This window comes from Rummeliibacillus pycnus, assembly GCF_002884495.1.
GTDB lineage: Bacteria > Bacillota > Bacilli > Bacillales_A > Planococcaceae > Rummeliibacillus > Rummeliibacillus pycnus.
Genome location: NZ_KZ614145.1, coordinates 125,610 through 145,314 on the forward strand (window position 1 = coordinate 125,610; position 19,705 = coordinate 145,314).

18 protein-coding genes are annotated in these 19,705 nt (G+C 35.0%); 15 read left to right on the plus strand and 3 right to left on the minus strand.

Annotated elements, in window-relative coordinates; all coding sequences use genetic code 11:
* The first annotated feature begins 109 nt into the window (after positions 1-109).
* The 7 genes from CEF14_RS00700 (at position 110) to CEF14_RS00730 (ending at position 6,592) form a co-directional block, all read left to right on the plus strand.
* Positions 110-325 carry an alpha/beta-type small acid-soluble spore protein gene (locus CEF14_RS00700; RefSeq protein WP_102691054.1) on the plus strand — a complete coding sequence of 72 codons (216 nt, stop codon included), beginning with the start codon at positions 110-112 and terminating at the stop codon, positions 323-325.
* A gap of 410 nt (positions 326-735) precedes the next feature.
* The gene (gene mbcS / locus CEF14_RS00705; RefSeq protein WP_102691055.1) at positions 736-2,316 is read left to right on the plus strand and encodes an acyl-CoA synthetase MbcS; all 1,581 of its coding nucleotides are present in this window, start codon (positions 736-738) and stop codon (positions 2,314-2,316) included.
* 119 nt (positions 2,317-2,435) lie between these two features.
* Positions 2,436-3,347, plus strand: a complete 912-nt coding sequence (gene rarD, locus CEF14_RS00710; RefSeq protein WP_102691056.1) for an EamA family transporter RarD — start codon at positions 2,436-2,438, stop codon at positions 3,345-3,347.
* 55 nt (positions 3,348-3,402) lie between these two features.
* Positions 3,403-4,413, plus strand: a complete 1,011-nt coding sequence (gene sppA / locus CEF14_RS00715) for a signal peptide peptidase SppA (RefSeq protein ID WP_102691057.1) — start codon at positions 3,403-3,405, stop codon at positions 4,411-4,413.
* 13 nt (positions 4,414-4,426) lie between these two features.
* The gene (locus tag CEF14_RS00720) at positions 4,427-5,050 is read left to right on the plus strand and encodes an RDD family protein (RefSeq protein WP_102691058.1); all 624 of its coding nucleotides are present in this window, start codon (positions 4,427-4,429) and stop codon (positions 5,048-5,050) included.
* 23 nt (positions 5,051-5,073) lie between these two features.
* A complete protein-coding gene (gene tpx, locus CEF14_RS00725; RefSeq protein ID WP_102691059.1) occupies positions 5,074-5,580 on the plus strand; it encodes a thiol peroxidase in 507 nt (168 codons plus the stop codon).
* Between the two features lie 76 nt (positions 5,581-5,656).
* A complete protein-coding gene (locus tag CEF14_RS00730; protein ID WP_102691060.1) occupies positions 5,657-6,592 on the plus strand; it encodes a class I SAM-dependent methyltransferase in 936 nt (311 codons plus the stop codon).
* Between the two features lie 349 nt (positions 6,593-6,941).
* Here CEF14_RS00730 and CEF14_RS00735 read toward each other — a convergent pair whose 3' ends face one another.
* Positions 6,942-7,394, minus strand: coding sequence for a universal stress protein (locus CEF14_RS00735; RefSeq protein ID WP_102691061.1), 453 nt, complete (start codon positions 7,392-7,394; stop codon positions 6,942-6,944).
* A gap of 301 nt (positions 7,395-7,695) precedes the next feature.
* On the opposite strand from CEF14_RS00735, the gene ald reads away from it, so the two are divergent.
* Positions 7,696-8,808, plus strand: a complete 1,113-nt coding sequence (gene ald / locus CEF14_RS00740) for an alanine dehydrogenase (RefSeq protein ID WP_102691062.1) — start codon at positions 7,696-7,698, stop codon at positions 8,806-8,808.
* Positions 8,809-9,087: 279 nt separating this feature from the next.
* On the opposite strand, the gene CEF14_RS00745 is transcribed toward ald, so the two are convergent.
* The gene (locus tag CEF14_RS00745; RefSeq protein WP_102691063.1) at positions 9,088-10,185 is read right to left on the minus strand and encodes a M24 family metallopeptidase; all 1,098 of its coding nucleotides are present in this window, start codon (positions 10,183-10,185) and stop codon (positions 9,088-9,090) included.
* A 158-nt stretch (positions 10,186-10,343) separates the two neighbouring features.
* Between CEF14_RS00745 and CEF14_RS00750 the strand changes: the two genes are divergently transcribed.
* Both CEF14_RS00750 and CEF14_RS00755 read left to right on the plus strand, forming a co-directional pair.
* Entirely contained in the window at positions 10,344-11,027 is a 684-nt protein-coding gene (locus CEF14_RS00750) for a metal-dependent hydrolase (protein WP_102691064.1), read from the plus strand.
* Positions 11,028-11,132: 105 nt separating this feature from the next.
* Positions 11,133-12,443, plus strand: coding sequence for a DRTGG domain-containing protein (locus tag CEF14_RS00755; RefSeq protein ID WP_102691065.1), 1,311 nt, complete (start codon positions 11,133-11,135; stop codon positions 12,441-12,443).
* A gap of 35 nt (positions 12,444-12,478) precedes the next feature.
* Here the strand turns inward: CEF14_RS00755 and CEF14_RS00760 are convergent, their stop codons facing one another.
* Entirely contained in the window at positions 12,479-12,796 is a 318-nt protein-coding gene (locus tag CEF14_RS00760; protein ID WP_102691066.1) for a YtpI family protein, read from the minus strand.
* A gap of 115 nt (positions 12,797-12,911) precedes the next feature.
* On the opposite strand from CEF14_RS00760, the gene CEF14_RS00765 reads away from it, so the two are divergent.
* From CEF14_RS00765 to accA, 5 genes are all read left to right on the plus strand, one after another.
* A complete protein-coding gene (locus CEF14_RS00765; RefSeq protein WP_102691067.1) occupies positions 12,912-13,853 on the plus strand; it encodes a DHH family phosphoesterase in 942 nt (313 codons plus the stop codon).
* A 15-nt stretch (positions 13,854-13,868) separates the two neighbouring features.
* Positions 13,869-16,964, plus strand: coding sequence for a DNA polymerase III subunit alpha (dnaE, locus tag CEF14_RS00770; RefSeq protein ID WP_102691068.1), 3,096 nt, complete (start codon positions 13,869-13,871; stop codon positions 16,962-16,964).
* Between the two features lie 157 nt (positions 16,965-17,121).
* Positions 17,122-17,769, plus strand: coding sequence for a FadR/GntR family transcriptional regulator (locus tag CEF14_RS00775; protein ID WP_102691069.1), 648 nt, complete (start codon positions 17,122-17,124; stop codon positions 17,767-17,769).
* Positions 17,770-17,771: 2 nt separating this feature from the next.
* Positions 17,772-18,629: an acetyl-CoA carboxylase, carboxyltransferase subunit beta gene (gene accD / locus CEF14_RS00780; RefSeq protein ID WP_102691070.1), complete on the plus strand. Its 858-nt coding sequence runs from the start codon at positions 17,772-17,774 to the stop codon at positions 18,627-18,629.
* The gene (gene accA, locus CEF14_RS00785) at positions 18,630-19,583 is read left to right on the plus strand and encodes an acetyl-CoA carboxylase carboxyl transferase subunit alpha (RefSeq protein ID WP_102691071.1); all 954 of its coding nucleotides are present in this window, start codon (positions 18,630-18,632) and stop codon (positions 19,581-19,583) included.
* The last annotated feature ends 122 nt before the right edge of the window (positions 19,584-19,705 follow it).

Below are 19,705 nucleotides of genomic sequence, written 5' to 3' on the forward strand. Positions count from 1 at the left end.
AGATTTTTTTGGTTAACAACTATTCATCTCCATAAATTAATTATTTTAAACTTGTGTGTATGATTTTTTCTCTCCGGTACATTCTATATGTACAAAGGAGGTGATTGACATGGCAAACAACAATTCAGGTAGTTCAAACCAACTTGAAGTACGAGGCGCAAGACAAGCAGTAGACCAAATGAAATACGAAATCGCACAAGAATTTGGTGTAAGTCTTGGCGCAGATGCATCAGCGCGTGCTAACGGATCCGTTGGCGGAGAAATCACTAAGCGTTTAGTTGCAATGGCCCAACAACAAATGAGCGGGTATCAAAATGGAAAATAACTAAATATATAAGAAGCTAAACGCTTTAGAGCCGGAGGAGAATAACATTCTTCTCCGGTTTCTTGTTTTCTGAGCAAAGAGCATTACTAATACCTTTGGTCGCTGAAAAATGTGTAACACAAAATTTTTAAGCTTATCTGCTTTTAGCTCCGCTGTCTATGAACGAACTGCCTTCTCGTATATAAAAGTATTGTATACTGCATCACGTGCAGGGTTCGTCTCAGAAAAATCTTTTTGCTTAAACAAAAGAAGAAGTGTTAGTGGAATCTGGTATTAAATAACTTAAATAGTAGAAAACTCAGTTTTAGTACCAACTACTAATATTTGATATTGGTATTTAATTGTAATCTTTCATCACATCCGATATAATTAATTTGCTATTCCAATTCGTTATTCAAGGGGGATTATTTATGAAACGAGAGGATTTAATTGCACCTGAAAATTACAATTTAGTAGAAGAAATTGAAAGATTTGCAGAAAATCCAGAAAAACTAGCTATTCTTTTTGAAAATGATCTTGGCAGCAAAGAGACTATAACATATGATGGTTTAATAAGAAGAGCTAATCAAGTAGCAAATGTATTTGTAAATCATGGTTTACAAAAAGGGGATGTGGTACTAATAATGGTGCCACGATTAATCGATGCCTATATTACATATGTAGCGGCATTAAAAGCAGGTTTAGTTGTAATTCCAAGTTCTGAAATGTTAAGAGCAAAGGAAATTGACTATCGAATAGTGCATAGTAATGCTAAAGCAGTTATTGCATACGAACCATTTATTGACCAATTTGATCAAGTGCAGCATCTAAAGAATATCCAACAATACGTGATTGGCCAAGCACATGAGCCTTGGATTCCAATGATTCAAGAGGCTGAAAAAGAGTCAGAAAAGTTTGAAAACGTGAAAACCAAAAGAGAAGATATGGCGTTTTTATCTTATACAAGTGGTACGACAGGTAATCCAAAAGGCGTTGTTCATACACACGGTTGGGCATATGCTCATTTAAAAACGGCAGCAGCCCATTGGTTAGGAATTAACGAAGGCGATGTTGTTTGGGCTACTGCGAGTCCAGGGTGGCAAAAATGGATTTGGAGTCCATTCTTATCGGTATTAGGTAGCGGGGCAACTGGATTTGTCTATAACGGAAGATTCAATGCAGATAAGTATTTATCATTGCTTGAACAATACAAAATCCAAGTACTTTGTTGTACACCAACTGAATACCGCGTAATGGCAAAAGTTGACCATTTAGCAAATTATGATTTATCAGCTTTGCATAGTGCAGTATCAGCTGGTGAACCTTTAAACCAAGAAGTTATTAACATTTTTAAACGAGTATTTGATCTTCATGTTAGAGATGGTTATGGCCAAACAGAAAATACGCTACTTATTGGTAATTTAAAAGATGTTCCTACAAAACAAGGTGCAATGGGAAAACCTACGCCGGGTAATGTTGTAGAGGTAATTGATGAAGATGGGCAACCATGTCCAGTAGGTGTAGTTGGAGATATTGCCGTACACCGTTCAACACCAGCGTTATTTAAAGAGTATCTTAATGATCCTGAGCGTACTGCGAGACAATTCCGTGGAGATTATTATGTAACGGGAGATCGTGCAAGAAAAGACGAAGACGGTTACTTCTTCTTTGAAGGACGTAGTGATGATATAATTATTAGTTCGGGATATACAATTGGGCCATTTGAAGTGGAAGATGCCCTTGTAAAACATCCAGAAGTTCAAGAATGTGCGGTGATCGCAAGTCCACATGAAGTTAGAGGTAGTATTGTAAAAGCATTCATCGTATTAAAAAATCCATCAAAGGCATCTGATGAGTTAGTAAAGGAATTACAAGAGCATACTAAGAATCTAACGGCACCTTATAAATATCCACGTGCAATTGAATTTGTGGAAGAATTACCAAAAACAACATCTGGTAAAATCCGAAGAATTGAATTACGTGAACAAGAAAAAAATAAACAACATATTTAAAAAAGTTAAGAACCACCAGCTGATGGTGGTTCTTTTTTTAGTTTAGTGACATTTACTTTCTTATGTTAAAAAATTATAATGATTAAATCGGTTATTAAAGTAAATGAGGTGAATATACTTTGCATAATGAAAAAAAGGGCATTTTAGCATCTATAGGAGCATATTTGTTATGGGGACTCTTTCCACTCTATTGGAAAGTGATTCAACACGTATCGAGTGAAGAAATATTGGCTAGTCGGGTAATTTGGTCATTTGTTTTAACGTTAATCTTTGTATTACTTTTAAAACAAGGTAAAACATTGATAGTAGATTTTAAAGAATTATGGCGTCATCAAAAAGCCTTTTGGTCATTATTTTTTGCAGCTTATTTAGTTTCGTTAAATTGGTTTATCTACATATGGGCAGTGAATCATGATCATATAGTCCAAACAAGTTTAGGGTATTATATGAACCCAATTATATCTATACTATTAGGAATTATTTTCTTGAAAGAAAAATTATCTAAATCACAAATTGTAGCATTTTTACTTGCTGCAATTGGTGTTGCAATTCTATGTGTATCTTATGGAGAGATTCCATGGGTTGCAATTGGTTTAGCATTAAGTTTTGGGATTTATGGATTATTAAAAAAACAAATCGTATTAGATGCAACCAGAGGATTGGTAATTGAAACGATGTTTATTTTACCGGTCGCTTTAATTTATAATATGTATCTTTATTTCCAGGGAAATATGTCGTTTCTCCATGTCGATATGACGACTAATTTGTTTTTAATTGGAACAGGTATCGTAACAGCAATTCCACTTATTTTATTTGCTACTGGTGCTCAAAATATTCCATTGTATTTGGTTGGCTTTATCCAATATATTTCTCCAACAATGACACTTATTTTAGGGGTTATTGTTTATCATGAATCTTTCGGTGGAACAGAGTTCGTTTCGTTTTCGTTCATTTGGTTGGCTTTAGTAATTTTCTCCATATCAACTATTGCTGGAGTAAGAAAGTCACATCGAATTCATCAAAAAGCATGAAACATTTGGAGTTTTCAATCGTATAAGTAGTAGAAGGATAAAAGGAGGAAAAGTAATGACAGCAAAAAGATGGGTTGCACTAGGAATTGCAGCCTTATTATTTGTCGTATCTACCATCGCAAGTATTGCATGGTCATTTGCAAAATTGGATTTTAAGAAGAGTTTTGACTCTGCGATTAATATGAGCAGTACATATGATAAAAATGTGATAAAAACTGGGAATCCTGCAAAGAAAATTGCGATATTAACAGTTAATGGAACAATACAAGACACAGGTGATTCTAATTCTTTATTTAGTTCTGAAACATATAATCACCAATTCTTTATCAAACAATTAGATGATATTTTAGATGATCACCAAGTAAAAGGTGTACTTTTAAAAGTAAACTCACCTGGTGGTGGTACAAACGAATCAAAACAAATCTATGAGAAAATCAAACAAATACAAAAAGAAAGAAATATCCCGGTTTATGTTTCAATGGGATCAATGGCTGCTTCAGGTGGTTATTATATTTCTGCACCAGCTGATAAAATCTTTGCGGATGAAGAAACAATCACTGGATCAATTGGTGTTATTATGCAAGGGATGGATTATAGTAAGTTAGCAAAAAAATATGGAATTGAATTTAACACCATTAAAACGGGTCCATATAAAGACATTATGAGTGGCGCGAGAAGTATGACAGATGCAGATCGGAAACTTTTGCAAGGGATGGTGAATGACTCATATAATCGCTTTGTAAAAGTAGTAGCAGATGGACGTGGTATGTCTATCAAAGAAGTGAAGGCTATTGCTGATGGTCGTATTATGAATGGTTCTCAAGCAGTGAAGGCTGGATTAGTAGATAAGTTGGGATATAGTGAAGATGCACTTGCTGCACTTAAAAAGGAGAATAATCTTGAAGATGCAGAAGTTTATGAATACACATCTTCTCAAGATTGGACATCACTATTTTCTTCAAAAATAAATACATTATTAGGTGGATCAGCTGAAAAAGAAGCTATTACTAAATTATTATCAAAAAATAGTGCACCTCGAATGATGTATTTATACGGTGAAGAATAAGGGGGATGGGACTATGTCAGAAGCAATTGATGTCAGAACACTAAGCCCAGAGCCAGTGCAAGTAGAGAAAGTTATAGAGTATCACTTGAAATCTGCAGGATTTTGGACTAGATTTTGGGCCTATATCATTGACTTGATCGTTATTTCATCCCTAACTGCTATCACAGTAAAGCCATTATTTTACTTTACTGGTTGGGAAGAATTTCAAATCATGTATATCACACCTTATACATTTGCCACAGGTCTCATTTTTTATGGTTATTTTGTTATTATGACGAAAATTTGGGGTCAAACTATAGGGAAAATGGTACTTGGGATCCGAGTTATTTCGGAGAATGGGCAACCATTAACGTGGGGAACTGTGCTTTTCCGTGAATGCATTGGACGATTTATCTCAGTTACGATTAAACTTTTGTATATTATTGTAGCTTTTACACCGAATCATAAAGCAATTCATGATTTTATTGCAGATACAAAAGTTGTTTATGAGAGAAACTATGAAAAAACAGAAAAAGTCATGGCTGTTGAAAAAAATGAAAGCCAAAATTCACAAAAAAGCTTTGAAAATAAGTATGCGACAAAAGGCCCTAATGATGATGAGCCTTCACAGTTGCAAGAGCCAGAAAGATTCGAGTAATATTATATCGAGGAGGCGTTGAAATGGTACAAGTAACATTTAAAAACAACCCAGTAACATTAGTAGGACCAGAAATTAAAATAGGTGACAAAGCACCAGAGTTTACAGTTTTGTCAACTAGTCTAGAAGAAAAACACTTATCAGACTTTGCAGGTAAAACTGTCTTAATCAGTGTAGTTCCTTCACTAGATACAGGTGTATGTGATGCACAAACTCGTCGCTTTAACGAAGAAGCAACAGGATTGGGTGAAGATGTAGTTATTTTAACTATCTCTTGTGACCTTCCATTTGCTCAAAAACGTTGGTGCGGGGCAAACGGCATCGAAAATATTTATACTTTATCAGATCATCGCGATTTATCATTTGGTGATGCATATGGTGTACATATGCAAGAATTACGTTTATTAGCACGTTCAATCTTTGTTGTTGATCAAGAAGGCAAAATTGCTTACGTAGAATATGTATCTGAAGGTACAAATCATCCTGATTACAATAGTGCATTAGAAGCTGTTAAAACACTTGCAAAATAATTTCGATTAATGCCAATAGACAATGGGAAACCCACTCGTATCTGAAGAGTGGGTTTCCGTTTTGAAGGAGAAAAAAATGGAAAACATTGAAAAGTTATTTTCATTTATAGATGAATATGCAGAAAAATTATCAAAAGAGCACGATTTAACTTATTTAGATAGTGTTCTAGAAACATTAAATACATGGTTAGATGGTGAAATCAGTCCCTCAGGAAGTGAACCTACAAAAGAAGAAATTAGAAAAGCAATTCAACTATGCATTTTAAAAGGTATGCGTCAAAGTGCACAACCAAACCACCAAATGACACCTGATTCACTTGGTTTACTACTAGGTTATTTTGTGGAACAATTTTATGAAAAAGAATTTAAAACAAATCATAAAATAACTGTTCTTGACCCAGCAATTGGAACAGGAAATCTACTATTAACAGTAATGAACTTGGTAGGAGATAAGATTCAAGGGGTCGGAGTTGAAATTGATGATTTGTTAATTCAACTTGCAGCAGCATCAGCAGAATTAGAGAAACAGCCGATTGCACTCTATCGACAAGACGCACTAGAAAATCTAATGATTGATCCTGTAGATGCTGCTATTTGTGATTTACCAGTTGGTTATTATCCAAATGATGAAGTTGCAAAAGAGTATGAAGTAAAGGCACAAGAAGGAATGACTTACGCACATCATCTATTTATAGAACAATCTCTAAAATATGTTAAAGACGGCGGTTATCTATTCTTCCTCGTACCTGATCATCTTTTTGAATCAGAACAATCCGCATTACTTAACAAATTGATTACACAAAAAGCTTGGATTCAAGCTTTGGTACAATTACCTAGTGAACTATTTTCCAGTAAAGCTCATGCAAAAAGCTTATTGATTATACAAAAGAAAAGTGAAACAGAAAAACCTGTAAAAGAGGTACTTCTTGCAAAAGTTCCAAATATGAAAAACATGAAAGCACTAGAATTATTCTTTGCCAAAGTCCAAAAATGGAAAAAAGAACAAAAGTAATATTAAAAGCGGAAAGTGCTCGTTTAGCTTTGTCGGTCAAATGTTCTTCACGCGAAGAGGCGTTCTGTGCCTCAAAGCGGGGAGGTTATTTGCCCCGAAAAGCTAGCACTTGCAGCTGGATAGAATAAAAGCGAAAAGTGCTTGTTTAGCTTTGTCGGTCAAATGTTCTTCACGCGAAGAGGCGTTCTATGCCTCAAAGCGGGGAGGTTATTTGCCCCGAAAAGCTAGCACTTGTAGCTGGATAGAATAAAAGCGGAAAGTGCTTGTTTAGCAAAAGTAGTCTAATAATAAGCAAAAAGCTTACAGAACATTTATGCTCTGTAAGCTTTTGTATTTGAAAGGATATGAATTATTCTGTAACAGAATCTGTACGGACAACAAGAACATCACATTTAGCAGAACGCACAATACTTTCAGAAACACTACCAATTAAGAATCTTTCAACAGCATTAAGACCAGTAGCACCACAGATAATTAAATCTGCTTCAAGTTTCTTAGAGATATCTCTTGTAATAATTGTTTTAGGTGAACCATATTCAATTAATACATTTACATTTTTTACGCCTGCAGCTTCGGCTTCTTTTTTGTATCCTTCTAATAATTCTTCAGCGAACTCTTGAGCACGTTCCTGAATAGAGCGATCATAAGCTTCAATTGCAGCAAATGAACGAGTATCAATAATGTTTACTAAATTAAGAGTTGATTCATTACGATTTGCTACAGCAATTGCTTTTTTGAACGCATATTCAGCCTCTTTTGAACCATCTACTGCCACAACGATGTGTTTATAAGTTAATGCCATAATCGATTCCTCCTTTTTATAAATCCATTATACCATTCTTCGTCTTTAAAAAAATCCCTTTAATTCCAAGTTTGAAAATTTGTAAAAAAGTCTAAAAATCCAATAGAATGTAGCCTGTATGTTCATTTTTTGGACAAAATAATTTCCAATGTTTCAATGCCGTTATCTTAAAAAAGATAATTTTCTAAATAATCAACAAAAGTATGGATAAATCTGATACAATTAACTTGTTTTTATGTAAGGTACAAATATATACATAAAAAACAAAGGATTACTTTTTTTAGTATGAGGAGGATGGAGTATGAAAATCGGCGTTCCAAAGGAGATCAAAAACAACGAAAACCGTGTAGCAATGACCCCAGCAGGTGTGCTGAACTTAACAGTGTTTGGACATGAAGTATTTATTGAAACAGGCGCTGGTCTTGGTTCAGGATTTACAGATGAGGATTACAAAGCTGCAGGTGCTCAAATAGTTCCAACAGCAGGTGAAGCTTGGAAACAAGAAATGGTGATGAAAGTGAAAGAACCAATTTCTTCTGAGTTCGATTATTTTTACGAAGGACAAATTCTATTCACTTATTTACATCTAGCTCCTGAGCCTGAATTAACTCAAGCTCTGCTTGATAAAAAAGTAGTAGCAATTGCTTATGAAACAGTGCAATTACCAAACCGCTCATTACCATTATTAACACCAATGAGTGAAGTAGCAGGGCGAATGGCTACACAAATCGGAGCACAATATTTAGAGAAGCAAGAAGGCGGTAAAGGAATTTTACTTGGTGGCGTGTCAGGGGTGCCACGTGCTAAAGTAACCATTATCGGTGGTGGTATGGCAGGTGCTAATGCAGCGAAAGTTGCAATCGGCATGGGCGCAGAAGTAACCATTATTGATTTAAGTCCTGAACGTTTACGTCAATTAGATGATCAATTTGGCAATGATGTGCAAACATTAATGTCGAATCCATATAATATAGCAGAGGCAGTGAAACAATCTGATTTAGTAATCGGAGCAGTGCTAATTCCAGGAGCGAAAGCACCAAAATTAGTTACTGAAGAAATGATTAAATCAATGTCTCCTGGTTCTGTAGTTGTAGATATTGCGATTGACCAAGGTGGTATTTTTGAAACATCTGATCGTATCACGACTCACGACGATCCAACATATATCAAACATGGCGTCGTACATTATGCAGTAGCTAATATGCCAGGTGCTGTACCTCGCACATCAACAATTGCATTAACAAATAACACAGTTCCTTATGCATTAGAAATTGCGAATAAAGGTTATAGACGAGCATGCTTAACAAATGATGCTTTGAAAAAAGGAATCAATACATTAGAAGGACATGTTACATTCGAAGCAGTAGCAGAAGCTTTGGATTATCCATATGTTGCTGTAGATAGTCTTTTATAATAATATGTTTGCGTAGACCTCTCAAACTATGAGAGGTCTATTTTTTTATATCAGTTAAAATAGGGAGATTTTCAGTTTTTATTTACTCTCGTTTTAAGAGTGTTTACTCGCGTTCTTTCATCAAATACTCTCGACTTTTTGAATTGTATCCGCGAACTTTACAATTCATATCCTCATATTCAACAAATTATTGAATTTTACTTAAAGCTTTTTAGAAAATGTAAATAATAAAAAACCGCAACTATTCACCATAGTTGCGGTTCTAACTAATCTATATTATTATTTTGGTTCAATGATTTGTAGTTCTTTAGGGAAGCTTGTTAGTACTTCTACACCATTAGCAGTTACGTAGACATCGTCTTCGATACGGACACCTGCTGTATCACCTTTGTAGATTCCTGGTTCGATTGTGAAGACCATACCTTCTTTAATGGTCATTTCGTTTGCACCATGTACAGACGGGAATTCATGTACTGAAATTCCTAAACCATGGCCAAGGCGGTGAGTGAAGTATTCACCGTATCCAGCTTCACTGATAGCATCACGAGCAATTTTATCTAAGTCCATCGCAGGAACCCCTGGTTTAACTGCAGCAATTGCAGCTTCGTTGGCTTTTTTTACAGCTTCGTAAACAGCTTTTTGTGCTTCAGAAGGTTCACCGAATGCCACTGTACGCGTAATATCAGAGCAATAACCTTCATATACAACACCAAGGTCGAATAATACTAAATCACCTTTTTGGATTTTTTGAGTACCTGGTGTTCCATGTGGTGAAGCGGCATTTAATCCAGTTAGTACCATTGTATCAAAAGACATGTAAACGCCTTTTGCTTTCATTGCAGATTCGATTGCAGATAATACCTCAATTTCAGTTTTACCTTCAGCTAATTCGTTACAACCAACTTCAATAGCATAGTCAGCTAATTTAGCAGCAACGCGCAATTTTTCTAATTCATCTTCTGATTTTACTAAACGCATATTGTTTAATTGTTCATCTAGACCAACAAATTTTGTAGTTGGATAAAAAGCTTGTAGCGCTTCTAAACGTTCAACTGTTAGGTGAGTTTTCTCAATTGCAATACTGTTTAATTGAACATTGCGAGCTTTAGCAGTGTTATGGAAGATTTCCCATGCATTTTCAGTATCGTCATGACCAACTGTTTCGAATGACCAGCCCGCAGCCTTTGCATCTGGAACTTCCATTTTAGGGCAAATCATAAAAGGTTCTGCATTTTTAAATACCATTACGCCAAGGAGACGCTCATGAGGATCGCTGCTGAAGCCTGAAAGATAAAATACATTATCAGGTGTTGTAATGAATGCAGCATCAATATTTTTTTCTTGTAAATAATTTTGAATAATTTGGACTTTGTTCATAAGTATCCTCCTTAGAAATTCAGAGCTCTTGAATAATGATAAATGATTAAATCTATAATTTAAGTAACTCTTTTCAACTCTAGTCTAACAAAAAAGAGGAAAATAAGTAACAATAACGAATAAAATTGGAGAATATACATTGAAGGGATTGGTACACTATGCAAATTTCTTATCATGGACATTCAATTGTAAAAGTTGAAACGAATGATGGCTATACGATTTTATTTGATCCGTTTATTACAGGCAATAGTCTGACAGATTTAAAAGTGGAAGAGCAAAAACCAGATGTGATTTTATTAACGCATGGTCATAATGATCATGTTGGAGATACTGTGGAAATTGCAAAACGATCTGGAGCGCTCGTTGTAGCACCTAATGAATTAGCAGTATATCTATCTTGGCAAGGCATAGATACACATCCAATGCATATTGGAGGTGCACATCAATTCGACTTTGGTAAAGTAAAACTCACACAGGCTTTTCATGGCTCAGCTTATATAACAGAAGATCAACAAATAATCTATACAGGTATGCCCTCAGGAATTTTATTATTTGTAGAGGGTAAAACAATTTACCATGCAGGTGATACAGCGCTATTTAGTGATATGAAATTAATTGGAGAAAACCATCCAATTGATGTGGCTTTTTTACCAATAGGTGATAATTTTACAATGGGACCAGAAGATGCAGCAAAAGCTGCTCAATTTTTGAAACCAAAAGAAGTAGTACCAATACATTACAATACTTTTCCTGTCATTGAACAAGATCCAGAAGAGTTTGCCGAAATGGTTTCAACAACTTCTGTTCAAGTGATGAAACCAGGAGATAAATTTGACATTTAATTGAAATTGTTGAAAGAATATTTATTTCTATTATCAAAATACTAAAGAAAATGAATGAAATATGTTACACTTAAGCCAGAATGATGTTGAGAAATAGGTGATTTTTTGGCTACAAAACATGAAAAGATTCTTCAATTTATTGAATCATTACCAGTAGGCGACAAAATTTCAGTTCGTCAAATTGCAAAAGAAATGTCTGTTAGTGAAGGAACAGCATATCGTGCGATTAAAGAAGCTGAAACAAGACGTTTGGTAAGTACAATTGAACGAGTAGGTACCATTCGAATTGAAAAGAAGAAAAAAGAAAATATTGAACGACTTACATTTGCAGAGATTGTCAATATTGTGGATGGACAAGTATTAGGTGGCAAGGGCGGTCTTCATAAAACATTGACAAAGTTCGTTATTGGTGCGATGAAACTTGAAGATATGATGCGTTATACAGATGCAGGTAGTCTACTAATTGTTGGAAATCGCGAACGTACACATGAATATGCCCTCAAAGAAGGTGCAGCAGTACTGATTACAGGTGGTTTCGATACAACAGAAGAAACAAAGAAATTAGCAGATCAATTGGAGTTGCCAATTATTTCGACAAGTTATGATACTTTTACAGTTGCAACAATGATTAATCGCGCTATCTATGACCAATTGATTAAAAAAGAGATTTTATTAATTGAAGATATTGTTATTCCAATTAAAGACACATCTTATTTAAGGTCAACGGATACTGTCAAAGATTATAATCTGCTCAATTCTGAAACTACACATGGTGGCTACCCAGTAGTCGATAAACACGGGAAAATAGTCGGCATTGTCACTTCACGTGATTTAATTGGAAAACAAGAGAGTGATCAAATTGATCGTTTAATGACAAGAAATCCAATAACTGTAACCATGAAAACAAGTGTTGCAACAGCTGGGCATCGAATGATTTGGGAAGGTATAGATTTATTACCTGTTGCAGACGAACACGGAATCTTACAAGGGGTTGTAAGTCGTCAAGATGTACTTAAAGCATTACAAATGGCTCAAAGACAACCACAACATGGTGAAACAATTGATGATTTAGTACGAAATGAGATGTCAATGGATTTATCAGAAGATGAAATAGATATTAAATTCTCTGTAACGCCTCAAATGACAAATCAATTCGGTGCAATTTCCTACGGTGCATTCACAACTTTAGTCGTTGAATCAGGTTCCTTCACATTGAAAAAAGTAAAACGTGGTGAGAGTGTATTAGAAAATATGACGATCTACTTTATCAAACCTATTCAAATGGAAACTTTAGTTACAGTCAAACCGCGAATATTAGATATGAGTCGTAAATTCGCCAAGATGGATTTTGAAGTATTTAGTGAAGATATGTTAGTGGGAAAAGCAATGGCTACCTTCCAATTACTTGAACGTTAATGTATACAACAAAAAAGTGATGCGCATTATGCGCATCACTTTTTGTTCAATTCTTCTTCTTCAGCAATATACTGTCCATAGTGGCGAACTCGTTTATAATAATTGATACATGCAAATAACCCAAATACAATCATGATGAGGCAAACTACATATGTAAGAACAGTATGGTATAAAATTATTTGATTAATGCCAAATAAAATCAGAATAATACCAAGTGCAACGCCTGCACGGTTCGTATACCATTTTTTACGAATTGGTAAGTTTGTGCGAATTTGTTTTGTTTTAAAATATAAGTAAAACACAAATGAAATAACGATTAAAAATGCTAAAATAATATTTAAGATATTACTCATGGTGTTCCTCCTAAAAAGTAAATCTACCTTTATTTTAACGATACTGGTAAAAAAAAGATAGTAGAAACTAGGAGATATTACTATAAGTAAAAAACAAATCATTGGAGGAGTTTTCTTGAAAAAAGATATAATTGAAACCATTTCATTGTATGATACGATTATTTTGCATCGCCATGTGCGTCCGGATCCAGATGCATATGGTTCACAATTAGGCTTACAAGCTATATTAAAAACAACTTATCCAGAAAAAAAGATATATGCAGTTGGTGAACATGATCAAGCATTTGATTATTTAGGACATCCTGAAAATATTGCTGATGATATCTATGAAAATGCATTAGTTATTTGTACGGATACCGCAAATACAGAGCGAATAGATGATCAACGTTATCGTAATGGAAAATTTTTAATTAAAATCGATCATCATCCGAATGACGATGCTTATGGTGATTTGTTATGGGTAAATACTGCGGCAAGTTCATGTAGTGAGATGATTTACGAATTATTTAAAGAAGGTCAAGAAACAGCAGGATGGAAAATGGATGCTACTGGTGCACGACTACTGTTTGCGGGTATAGTTGGTGATACAGGTCGTTTTATTTATCCGAGTACTACTGAAACTACATTCAATGTAGTAGGTGAGCTTATTCAGTATGATTTTGATCGTACAGAGCTATTCAATGGTATGTATGAATTAGATCGTTCGCTTTTACATTTACAAGGTTATATTTATCAAAACTTTTCTATTGACGAGAATGGAGCAGCTTTTATTAAATTACCGATCCATATTTTAGAGGAATTTGGTGTTACAGCAAGTGACACTTCAGCATTAGTTGGCTCACTAGGGGATGTAAAAGGAATAAAGGCGTGGCTTATGTTCGTAGAGGAAGAAGATCAAATTCGTGTTCGTTTACGTTCAAAAGGACCTGTTATTAATACTTTAGCCAAACAATATCGTGGCGGTGGTCATCCAATGGCTTCAGGGGCTAAAATTTTTGAATGGTCTGAAGCAGAAGAAATGATTGAAAAACTACAGTTGCTTTGTAAGGAAGTATAGAAAAGAAAGGAAGCGATGAGGTTGCAACCTGTATACTCACAAATTGTAACAGCTGCGGACATGCTAAAGAGTACAATTCGCATAGGTGAGCTCATTTCCTTCCTTCAACATGAAAATGCGAAGGCAGTAGCTATTACGAATTCAAAATTATATGGGCTGCTGCCTTTTTGGCGTGCTCTGAAAAAGACATCGATTCACCCTGTAATTGGTTTAACAGTGCAAGTTGAAGTTAGTCAAGGAGATATTAGACCTCTCGTATTATATGCAAAGAATATGAATGGTTATAAAAATTTATTGAAAATTACCTCCTCTACTTCTTTACGAGACAATGAATCAATACCATTAAGATGGCTAGAAGGTTATCGAGAAGGTTGTATCACATTAGTACCAGTCACCAGTGATGCCTGGCAACAAGAAGAATCGCCCTTCATTGCAATTGAAAAGCTTTTGAGTTTATTAGAAGTCAACCACTTAGTAATTGGTATTGATAGGCCTGGTGGTATAAAAAATCATATGGAAGATGAAGTCGTGCAATTTTGTAGTGAACACTCTATTAAAATTTGCGCTACTCATTTAAGTACTTTTGCTAAAGAAGAGGATGCTTTTACTTTTGAAGTTGCTAAGGCGATTTCAACAGGCGTTAAAATGGCTGATCAGGAAAAACTTACTTTAAGAGAAAGTAAGCAGTTTTTACCGACTTCTCAGCAATATATCGATTGGTTTAATGATCATCCTGAATGGCTAAAGGCAACGGATGAAATGCTTTTGTCTTGCAGAGTAGAACTAGATTATCACCATTTTTATATGCCGAAATTTCCTGTACCAGATGGTGAAACAGCAGAGGAAATTTTAAGGAAAAACTGTTTAGAGGGATTACATAATCGTATTCCTGATGCAGGAAAAGAATATCATGACAGATTGTCCTATGAATTAGGTATTATAACAAAAATGGGGTATGCTGATTACTTTCTCATTGTTGCTGATTATATCCAATTTGCAAGAAATAAGCATATTTTAACAGGACCTGGCCGTGGATCATCAGCTAGTTCACTCGTTGCATATACGCTTCGTATTACAGATGTAGATCCATTACAGTACGGTTTGTTATTTGAACGATTTTTAAATCCAGAGCGTATTACCATGCCAGATATTGATGTAGATTTTGCAGATTATCGTAGACAAGAAGTAATTGAATATGTAGCAGAAAAATACGGAGCCAATTACACATCACAAATCATCACTTTTGGAACATTATCAGCAAAAGCTGTAGCACGGGATGTTGCAAGGGTATTTGGCTTTAGCAATGAAGAACTTGCTCAGATTTCTGCTCTAATACCTGGGAAAGTGGGAATCACTCTGCAAGAAGCTTTGGATCAATCAGAGGCCTTAAGAGGTTTTGCACATTCAAGTGAAATTAGGCAACAATGGATGCAAGTGGCCATGAATTTAGAAGGATTACCAAGGAATGCATCTACACATGCGGCAGGTGTTGTATTATGTCCTGAACCTTTAGTTAACGTTGTTCCTATTGAAAAAGGAAATGAAGGACTTTTTTTAACACAATGGCCAATGCAGGAAGTAGAATCGATCGGTTTATTGAAAATGGACTTTTTAGGTTTGCGTAATTTAACGATATTAGAAAGAATTCGTTCAATGATTTACTATGATCAAAAGCGATTTTTACAATTTGAAAAAATTCCATTACACGATCAAAAAACATTTGAACTTCTTCAAAATGGTGATACTACTGGTGTATTTCAATTAGAATCAGAAGGAATGAGACAGGCATTACGTGAAATACGGCCAACAATATTTCAGGATATCGTAGCAGTAAATGCATTATATCGTCCAGGTCCAATGGATTTTATACCGATCTATAGTAGAAGAAAGCATGGACAAGAAAAAATAGAAATGCCACATTCAGTACTAGAACCTATTTTGGGTGAAACGTATGGTGTTATCGTATATCAAGAACAAATCATGCTAATTGCTTCACGTATGGCAGGTTTCTCAATGGGAGAAGCAGATATACTACGCCGTGCTGTGAGTAAAAAGAAAAAAGAAGTGCTTGATGCTGAAAAAGATCATTTTGTAAAAAATTCGATTAATAATGGATTTTCAGAACAAACTGCAGAAGATATATACAATTTAATTGTTCGTTTTGCCAATTATGGTTTCCCAAAAAGTCATGCAGTAGCTTATAGCATGATTTCATATCAAATGGCGTATCTAAAAGCAAATTTTCCAGCCTATTTTTATGCAGCATTACTGACTTCGACCATGGGGAATCATGAGAAGTTTAATAGAATATTACAAGAAGCAAAGAAAAAAGGAATTGTTATTTTACCTCCTTCCATTAATCATAGTGGGCAATCCTTCCGTGTTCAAAATGGTGCTATTCGATTTGCATTAACTGCAATTAAAGGCGTACCGCATACTTTTTTGAACAAAGTAATGGAAATTCGTAAGGAAACGCATAAGAATTGGCAAGATATATTCGATATGGCACTAGACTTGACGGCATTACATTTTACACGTAAAGCTTTAGAACCACTTATAAAAGCTGGTGCTCTTGATGAGTTTGGGAAAGATCGGGCGGAATTACTAGCAACAATCGATGCGGCTGTTAAACATGCAGAATTGTATCGACCAGATGAAGAAAATCAGCTATTAGATGATCTCTCCTTCTTCTTTGGTAAACCTAAACATGCTAAAGCAAGTCCAATTCCGGACAAAATAAAATTACAATTTGAAAAAGAAGTGTTAGGATTCTATATTTCTACACACCCGGTTCAAAAGGTGAAGCAAGATCAACAGATTCAATCAACAACTACAGATTTGATTAGACATATGAAAGGTAGACAATATGTCAAAATTGTAGGATTAATAGCTTCTGTTAAACAAATTAGAACGAAAAAAGGCGAATTAATGGGATTTATAGAATTAGAGGATGAATTCGGGAGTATCTCTGTAACTATTTTTCCCAAAGAATATTTATCGTTAGTAGAATGGATAAAAGAGGACCAAATACTTATTGTAGAAGGGTTTGTTGAAGTAAGAAAAGGACAACCACAAATTATATTAAAGAAATATACAGTTATTTCATCATAAATATTACTATGAAATTATAGGAAAAATGTCTAAACTGTGTGACCATCGCACAGTTTTTTTACTTTTTGCTTTACTAACTATAACAATTTCTGTATCATATTATTCAAAAGTGGTCAGACCACTTTTGAGTATATAAGGAACACTGAGGAGACTAGGTATGAGCGTAGAAAAAGCTGCTTCGAAAATGTTTATACAAATTGTACGTGAATTACGTGGGATTATTCAAGATGAAAAAATTCCGCCTGGGGGTAAAATTCCGTCTGAACGTGTTCTTGCAGAACGATTAAATGTAGGCCGTTCATCCATTAGAGAAGCGCTACGCAGTCTAGAACTACTAGGCTTGATTGAAACCCGTAGAGGTGGGGGTACCTTTGTAGCGGATTTTAACAATCATCAATTAGTCGAAGTGTTATCGACTTTTATTTTACAAGAGGAAAAAGATTTAAGAAATGTTCACGAAACAAGGATGATTTTAGAACGTGATGCAATCCGCATTGTAGCGGAAGATGAAACACTTCGGAATTTACCGGTGTGGGAGAGTTTGTTAACAAATGTGATTGCTGAGGGACGGATTGCACGTGAAGATTTGATGAGAGAAATCATTATTACCTCAAATAACCGACTAGTGCTTAAAATTTGGATACTTTTAAAACAATATGGAAAAGAACCATATAGTGGACTATCTACAGAAGAAGAACAACCACTACTACAAATTTTTATAAGTGAAATAATGCTTGGACATACCAAAAAGGCAATTCAGGCCTATGGAGATTGGACAAAGATACTACATAAAGGGAGAGAATAGTTATGAGTATTCGAGATTTATTTAAAAAAAATAAACCTAATAAGAATATAACGATTACGCGTGAACAACATGAAGTACCTGAAGGTATCATGACAAAATGTCCAGAATGTAATCATGTAATGCTGACAAAAGATTTACAAAAGAACAAAAAGGTTTGTCCTAATTGTCAGTACCATCATAAAATGACAGCAAAAGAACGAATCGAGGACTTCTTAGATGAAGGATCATTCCAATCAATCGATGATCATTTACAAACTGTAAATCCGCTCAATTTCCCGGGATATGTTGAAAAAGTAAAATCAGATATGAAAAAGACTGGATTAAATGAAGCTGTTTTGACAGGTGTAGGTAAAATTGAAAATCGTCCAGTTGTGGTTGCAGTAATGGATTCGTTTTTCCGAATGGGATCTATGGGGTCTGTTGTAGGGGAAAAAATTACACGAGCAATTGAAAAGGCTACAGAGCTCGGTGTACCTTTTATTATCTTTACTGCAAGTGGTGGCGCTAGAATGCAAGAAGGAGTTATCTCACTTATGCAAATGGCAAAAACAAGTGTTGCACTTGAACGTCACGGCGCAAAAGGTAACTTATTCATTTCAATTATGACTCATCCAACAACTGGTGGTGTATCTGCAAGTTTTGCTTCCTTAGGCGATATAAATTTGGCAGAACCACAAGCTTTGATTGGTTTTGCTGGAAGAAGAGTTATTGAACAAACGGTGAGAGAAAAACTTCCAAACGATTTCCAAACAGCTGAATTTTTGTTAGCTCATGGTCAATTAGATGCTGTGGTAAATCGTCACGATTTGCGTAAGACAGTTAGCACAATTGTGAAATTGCATGTAAAGGAGGCAATCTAAATGGTAAAGACATTACCTTTTGAAGAGCCACTTGTTCAATTACGCTCTAAAATAACAGAGTTGAAAGATTTTACATCAAATGCTGAAGTAGACTTATCTAAAGAAATTAATCAGTTAGAACAACGTTTTACAAAACTTGAAAAAGAAATCTATCATAATCTTAAACCTTGGGATCGAGTACAAATTGCACGACACCCAGAACGTCCAACAACACTAGACTATGTTCATGAAATTTTTAACGATTTCATCGAATTGCATGGCGATCGTAATTTTGGCGATGATGCAGCAATTGTTGGAGGTATTGCTTCCTTTGAGGGAACTCCTATCACTATTATCGGTCACCAACGTGGTAAAGATACAAAAGAAAATATTCGCCGTAATTTTGGTATGCCTCATCCAGAAGGATATCGAAAAGCACTACGTTTAATGAAACAAGCAGAGAAATTTAGACGCCCGATTATTTGTTTCATTGATACAAAAGGTGCCTATCCTGGTAAAGCAGCTGAGGAACGTGGTCAAAGTGAAGCGATTGCAAGAAACCTATTAGAGATGGCTGGATTAAAGGTTCCAATCATCAGTGTAATAATTGGTGAAGGCGGAAGTGGTGGAGCTTTAGCATTGGGAGTTGCTAATCATGTTCATATGCTAGAGAATTCAACTTATTCGGTTATTTCACCAGAAGGTGCTGCTTCAATTCTTTGGAAAGATGCTGCCCTTGCACAAAAAGCAGCTGAGGCTATGAGAATCACAGCTCCAAACTTAAAAGAAGAAGATATAATAGAAGCTATTGTACCTGAAGTTTTAGGTGGAGCACACAAAGATGTTAAAAAGCAAGCACAATTCTTAAAAGAAATCTTATTAAAATCACTAGAGGAATTAGAAGATTTATCAGAAGATGAATTAGTTGATCAACGTTACAATAAATTTAGAAAAATAGGCATTTTTTCAGAATAATTGTTTCTAAAAGACGTCTGACAAGTTAAAATAATGTTATATTAAGATAAAAGGCTGTTTTAAACGAATGTTTACGATCGTTTGAATCAGCCTCTTTCTTTCAGACATTCGAACATTTTGAA